This is a genomic window from Pedobacter sp. (assembly GCF_045628745.1).
In the GTDB taxonomy this organism is placed as follows: Bacteria; Bacteroidota; Bacteroidia; order Sphingobacteriales; family Sphingobacteriaceae; genus Pedobacter.
Window position 1 is genome coordinate 1 of record NZ_JAZQPU010000142.1, and the last position, 4,191, is coordinate 4,191.

General features: G+C 41.9%; 3 protein-coding genes and 1 pseudogene. All 4 read left to right on the forward strand.

The window, feature by feature from the left end; all coding sequences use genetic code 11:
• Nucleotides 1-153 precede the first annotated feature (153 nt).
• Nucleotides 154-552, forward strand: a complete 399-nt coding sequence (locus tag ACR2F7_RS05935; protein ID WP_432712664.1) for an HYC_CC_PP family protein — start codon at nucleotides 154-156, stop codon at nucleotides 550-552.
• A gap of 165 nt (nucleotides 553-717) precedes the next feature.
• The gene (locus ACR2F7_RS05940) at nucleotides 718-2,016 is read left to right on the forward strand and encodes an efflux RND transporter permease subunit (RefSeq protein ID WP_432712665.1); all 1,299 of its coding nucleotides are present in this window, start codon (nucleotides 718-720) and stop codon (nucleotides 2,014-2,016) included.
• Entirely contained in the window at nucleotides 2,013-3,950 is a 1,938-nt protein-coding gene (locus ACR2F7_RS05945) for an efflux RND transporter permease subunit (RefSeq protein WP_432712666.1), read from the forward strand. The genes ACR2F7_RS05940 and ACR2F7_RS05945 overlap by 4 nt, the downstream gene beginning before the upstream one ends.
• Nucleotides 3,937-4,191: pseudogene (locus ACR2F7_RS05950) on the forward strand (TolC family protein); the annotation flags it as partial. The gene ACR2F7_RS05945 and the pseudogene ACR2F7_RS05950, both read left to right, overlap by 14 nt.

Sequence of the window (4,191 nt, forward strand, 5' to 3'; positions counted from 1 at the left end):
GTTATTACAGCCTTAATTTCATGTGCTATAGCTGTTAAAAAACAAAAATTGAGGTAAGGGCTTGAATTTCATTAAGATGTTGTGAGATTGATATAACATTTAATCAGAATTATATAAAAATATATCCTCCTCATTCTTTAATTTTGACTCGTCATGAAAAGAACACTGCTCATCTTTCTTGCAATATTTTACTTTGGGGTTTCCCAAGGTACAACGGTGTATTTTCATTACTGCATGGGTGAGCTGGTTGATTTAGGCATCACCAACCATGAAAAAAAGACCTGTGGCTTTTGTGGCATGAAACAAAGCGACACGGCTAAAAAAGATTGCTGTAAAGATGAGGCTAAGCAGGCCAAAGTAGACCAGTCTAAAACCACTAGTCTATTACAGGTTCAATTTGAACAAACCTCTGTATTGGTTCAAAACAATGCCACATGGCAGCTTGAAGACCTTTCTTTTCCAGTTAAACGGGGTAAAGCAGCATTAAGCAATGCGCCACCCCTTCTTCAGGACATACCCTTCTTTATCCGCAACTGTACTTTCAGAATATAATACTCCATCTTCCTACACAGGTTATGGCATCGCCTGTAACCTAAATTCACCTATTTTTCTTAAAGAATATTGATGAACTCATTTGCATTTTATTGCTAATGGTTTTACTTCATTATACATCACAGCCCTTTGCCAGTTTTGCAGGCTTGGGTTAGCACAAAAACGATGGTACACAAACTTATTGAATGGTCATTAAAAAACAGATGGATGGTGCTGCTCCTTGCAGCAGGGCTCTTTGTCTGGGGCGTCATGGCTATTAAAAAGAACCCTATAGATGCTATTCCTGACTTGTCAGAAAACCAGGTCATCGTGTTTACAGAATGGATGGGCAGGTCGCCACAATTAATGGAAGACCAGGTAACCTATCCACTGGTTACCAATTTACAGGGAATTCCAAAGATTAAATACGTCCGTGGGTCTTCCATGTTCGGCATGAGCTTCATCTATGTCATCTTTGAAGACAATGTAGATATTTACTGGGCACGACAAAGGGTAATGGAGCGCCTGAGTACGGTTACACAATCTTTACCCACAGGTGTGGCTCCCCAGTTAGGCCCCGACGGTACAGGTGTTGGTCATATTTTATGGTATACCCTTGATGCGCCATCTATAGATTTGGGTGAGCAACGAGCCATCCAGGATTGGTATGTGAAATTTGCCCTGCAAAATGTTCCCGGGGTGAGTGAAATTGCTTCTTTCGGCGGCTTCCAGAAACAATACCAGATTGCTATAGACCCCAATAAACTACTTTATTTTAAGCTGTCGGTTCCTGATGTTATTGCCGCTGTGCGTTCAAATAACAATGAATCGGGGGGAAGGAAGTTCGAGTTGAGCGACATGGGCTATATCATCAAGACTTCAGGCTATTTAAAATCGCTGGAAGAAATAGGCAATATCCCCATTGAAAATCAAAACGGCACCCCCATCAAAATCGCTGATGTGGCTGCTGTACAAATGACAGGGGAAACTAGGCTTGGTATTTTCGACCAGGATGGCGAAGGGGAGCGTGTTGGTGGAATTGTAGTGATGCGCTATGGTGAAAATGCTGCGGAGGTGATTGAAAGGGTGAAAACTAAAATGAAAGAAGTGTCTAAAGGTTTGCCTCCCGGAGTTAAATTCGACATTGTTTACGACAGGGGTGAGCTGATTCAGGAATCTGTAGATTCTATCACCACCACCTTGATTGAAGAGATGATTGTCGTTTCGCTGGTGGTCATTGTTTTCTTATTTCACTGGCGCAGTGCTTTAAGCATCATCATCCAGATTCCAATTACCATTGCCGCCAGCTTTATCTTCTTAAACGCATTCAACATCTCCTCCAACATCATGTCCCTCACCGGTATTGCCCTGGCCATTGGTGTCATTGTCGATAATGGTATTGTAATGAGTGAAAATGCTTATAAACACCTGGCTGAACGCTATGCAATTTGGCAAAATGAACAACAAAAAACTACTGAACTATGATCGCCTGGATAAAAAATAAATTCAAGAAAAATCCTGACTGGATCTCTGAAGAGGAACGCTTAAAGGTGATAGAAAAATCCAGTAAACAGGTTTCCAGAGGGGTGTTTTTTGCGACGGTCATCATCATTACCTCTTTTTTGCCTGTGTTTATGTTAACTGGTCAGGAAGGTAAACTTTTCCATCCACTGGCTTATACCAAAACATTCATCATGATTGTTGATGCCTTGCTGGTATTAACGCTTGCCCCTGTGCTTATTTCCTTTTTTATGAAAGGGAAGTTTAAGCCTGACCATGCTAACCCGGTCAACAGGTTTTTGGAGAAATATTATGAACCTGTAATCAGAGGGGTACTCAACTGGCGTAAAACAACGATTGCCATCAATATCATTGCCCTGTTAATTACGATTCCACTGTTAAAAAACCTGGGTACAGAATTTATTCCTCCATTAGATGAGCAAAGCATTTTGTTTATGCCCGTTACTTTACCTGATGTTTCTAACAGCGAGGCCAAAAGGATCTTGCAGATCCAGGATAAAATTATCAAGTCGGTGCCCGAGGTGGATAAGGTTTTAGGGAAAGCAGGACGTGCCAATACAGCGACCGACAATTCGCCTATCTCCATGATCGAAACCATCATTATGTTGAAACCGAAAGCTCAATGGCGTGAAGGGCTTACCAAAAATGACATCATCAATGAGCTGGATAAAAAGCTGCAGATTCCCGGGGTCATCAATGGGTGGACACAACCAATTATCAACCGCATTAATATGCTGGCTACGGGCATTCGTACTGATGTTGGCATAAAGATATACGGACAAAATCTAGATACTATTGCTTCCGTTTCTGAAAAAGTAAAACTTGCGCTGGAAGGTACTGAAGGTATTGCAGACCTTTATGTTGATCCTATTACAGGGGGTAAATATTTAGCGATTGATATTAAAAGGGAAGAATTAGCCCGCTATGGTTTAACTGTAGATGATATCAACGAAACTGTGGAATTCGCCTTGGGGGGTGCCATTATTGGCAATACCATTGAAGGGCGACAAAGATTCTCGATCAGTGCACGTTTAGGGCAGGATTTTAGAAATAGCGTGGAACAAATTAAACGTATTCCCCTGCAGTCTTCTACCATGGGCACCATTCCATTGTCGGCAGTAACCAATATTCATTTTGAGGATGGTCCGCCGATGATTAACTCTGAAAATGCACTCTTAAGGGGCGCTGTCATGTTCAATGTGCGCGACAGAGATTTGGGGAGCACCGTTAAAGAGGCCATCGCTAAAATCAATGAATCTCATGGTATTTTACCTGAAGGCTATTTTGTGGAGTGGAGCGGGCAATATGAAAACATGATCCGTGGGCAACAAACTTTATTATGGATTGCACCTTTGGTGCTGGTCATTATTTTCTTCTCCCTCTATTTTGCTTTTCACTCTTTAAGAGAAGCCTTTCTGAGCCTCATTACAGTGCCTTTTGCACTAATTGGTGGCGCTTACATCATTTACTTCTGGGATGTCAACTTATCTGTAGGGGTGGCTGTAGGTTTCATTGCTTTATTTGGTATTGCTGTAGAAACAGGGATTGTAATGGTCATTTACCTCAACGATGCCATGGAGCAATTGATCAAATTGAAAGGAAATTCAAGCGAAACCATCACTAAAGATGATTTACGTGAATATGTGGTCAGGGGAGCTGCCAGGCGACTTCGTCCGAAACTAATGACCGTCTGTGTGTCCTTATTCGGCTTAATCCCCGTTTTATGGGCAACGGGTGTGGGTACCGATGTCATGTTGCCTATTGTATTACCCATGATAGGTGGTGTACTGACCTCCTCTACACACATTTTGCTGGTTACGCCATTGATCTTTTTAATGGCTAAAGAATATGAATTGAAAAAATACGGAAAACTGGAGGTACATCATGTTCAGCATTAAAAAAATAGCCCTGTTACTGGCACTTTTACCGCTTCAACTCTTTGCTCAAAAGGAAGTCTTAACGCTGGATACGGTATTAAAAAGAATAGAGCACAATAACCTTTTGCTGCAGACTTATGCGCTAAAAGCTGAAAGTTTCAAACATAAAGCGGAGGCTGGCACTGCCTGGATGGCCCCCATGGTTGGTGTTGGAACTTTCATGACGCCTTATCCCGGTCAGCAGGTAATGGACCAAGGTGAT